The organism is Cytobacillus massiliigabonensis (genome assembly GCF_900199725.1).
Taxonomy (GTDB): domain Bacteria; phylum Bacillota; class Bacilli; order Bacillales; family Cytobacillaceae; genus Cytobacillus; species Cytobacillus massiliigabonensis.
In genome coordinates this window covers 1,064,050-1,066,549 of the sequence record NZ_LT904903.1, presented here as the reverse complement: position 1 = coordinate 1,066,549, position 2,500 = coordinate 1,064,050, and the positions used below count along the sequence as shown (strand labels likewise).

Genomic DNA, 2,500 nt, shown 5'->3' with positions numbered 1-2,500 from the left:
TGTTATCCCCGGGGTAGCTTTTATCCGTTGAGCGATGGCCCTTCCATGCGGAACCACCGGATCACTAAGCCCGACTTTCGTCCCTGCTCGACTTGTAGGTCTCGCAGTCAAGCTCCCTTATGCCTTTACACTCTTCGAATGATTTCCAACCATTCTGAGGGAACCTTTGGGCGCCTCCGTTACTTTTTAGGAGGCGACCGCCCCAGTCAAACTGCCCACCTGACACTGTCTCCTGCCCCGATCAGGGGCATGGGTTAGAATTTCAATACAGCCAGGGTAGTATCCCACCGATGCCTCCACCGAAGCTGGCGCTCCGGCTTCCAAGGCTCCTACCTATCCTGTACAAGCTGTACCGAAATTCAATATCAGGCTACAGTAAAGCTCCACGGGGTCTTTCCGTCCTGTCGCGGGTAACCTGCATCTTCACAGGTACTATAATTTCACCGAGTCTCTCGTTGAGACAGTGCCCAGATCGTTACGCCTTTCGTGCGGGTCGGAACTTACCCGACAAGGAATTTCGCTACCTTAGGACCGTTATAGTTACGGCCGCCGTTTACTGGGGCTTCAATTCAGAGCTTCGCGTGAGCTAACCCCTCCTCTTAACCTTCCAGCACCGGGCAGGCGTCAGCCCCTATACTTCGCCTTGCGGCTTCGCAGAGACCTGTGTTTTTGCTAAACAGTCGCCTGGGCCTATTCACTGCGGCTCTTCGAGGCTTTAACACCCCAAAGAGCACCCCTTCTCCCGAAGTTACGGGGTCATTTTGCCGAGTTCCTTAACGAGAGTTCTCTCGCTCACCTTAGGATTCTCTCCTCGCCTACCTGTGTCGGTTTGCGGTACGGGCACCTTATCCTCGCTAGAGGCTTTTCTTGGCAGTGTGGAATCAGGAACTTCGGTACTATATTTCCCTCGCTGTCACAGCTCAGCCTTCACGCAAACGGGATTTTCCTCGCTTGCAGCCTAACTGCTTAGACGCACATATCCAGCAGTGCGCTTACCCTATCCTCCTGCGTCCCCCCATTGCTCAAACGGAGTTTGGTGGTACAGGAATATCAACCTGTTGTCCATCGCCTACGCTTTTCAGCCTCGGCTTAGGTCCCGACTAACCCTGAGCGGACGAGCCTTCCTCAGGAAACCTTAGGCATTCGGTGGATGGGATTCTCACCCATCTTTCGCTACTCATACCGGCATTCTCACTTCTAAGCGCTCCACCAGTCCTTGCGGTCTAGCTTCAACGCCCTTAGAACGCTCTCCTACCACGGACATCGGTAGATGTCCATCCACAGCTTCGGTGATACGTTTAGCCCCGGTACATTTTCGGCGCAGAGTCACTCGACCAGTGAGCTATTACGCACTCTTTAAATGGTGGCTGCTTCTAAGCCAACATCCTGGTTGTCTAAGCAACTCCACATCCTTTTCCACTTAACGTATACTTTGGGACCTTAGCTGGTGGTCTGGGCTGTTTCCCTCTTGACTACGGATCTTATCACTCGCAGTCTGACTCCCATGGATAAGTCTTTGGCATTCGGAGTTTGTCTGAATTCGGTAACCCGATGGGGGCCCCTAGTCCAAACAGTGCTCTACCTCCAAGACTCTTTCTACATGAGGCTAGCCCTAAAGCTATTTCGGAGAGAACCAGCTATCTCCAAGTTCGATTGGAATTTCTCCGCTACCCACACCTCATCCCCGCACTTTTCAACGTGCGTGGGTTCGGTCCTCCATTCAGTGTTACCTGAACTTCAACCTGGACATGGGTAGATCACCTGGTTTCGGGTCTACGACCACATACTCATTCGCCCTATTCAGACTCGCTTTCGCTGCGGCTCCGTCTATTCAACTTAACCTCGCATGTAATCGTAACTCGCCGGTTCATTCTACAAAAGGCACGCTATCACCCATTAACGGGCTCTAACTACTTGTAGGCACACGGTTTCAGGATCTCTTTCACTCCCCTTCCGGGGTGCTTTTCACCTTTCCCTCACGGTACTGGTTCACTATCGGTCACTAGGGAGTATTTAGCCTTGGGAGATGGTCCTCCCTGCTTCCGACGGGATTTCTCGTGTCCCGCCGTACTCAGGATCCACTCTGGAGGGAACGAAGTTTCAACTACAGGGCTTTTACCTTCTCTGGCCGGCCTTTCCAGACCTGTTCATTTACCTCGTTCCTTTGTAACTCCGTGTAGAGTGTCCTACAACCCCAAGAGGCAAGCCTCTTGGTTTGGGCTAATCCCGTTTCGCTCGCCGCTACTCAGGGAATCGCGTTTGCTTTCTCTTCCTCCGGGTACTTAGATGTTTCAGTTCCCCGGGTCTGCCTTCATTACCCTATGTATTCAGGTAAAGATTCTATCCCATTACGGATAGAGGGTTCCCCCATTCGGAAATCTCCGGATCAAAGCTTACTTACAGCTCCCCGAAGCATATCGGTGTTAGTCCCGTCCTTCATCGGCTCCTAGTGCCTAGGCATTCACCGTGCGCCCTTTCTAACTTAACCTACTTCGGTCAA

Annotated in this window: 1 rRNA gene (cut by a window edge); it reads right to left on the bottom strand. The window is 52.4% G+C overall.

What is annotated here, in order from left to right:
- A 23S ribosomal RNA gene (locus C1726_RS11200) occupies positions 1 to 2,488 on the bottom strand (it extends 447 nt beyond the left edge of the window).
- Between the last annotated feature and the right edge of the window lie 12 nt (positions 2,489 to 2,500).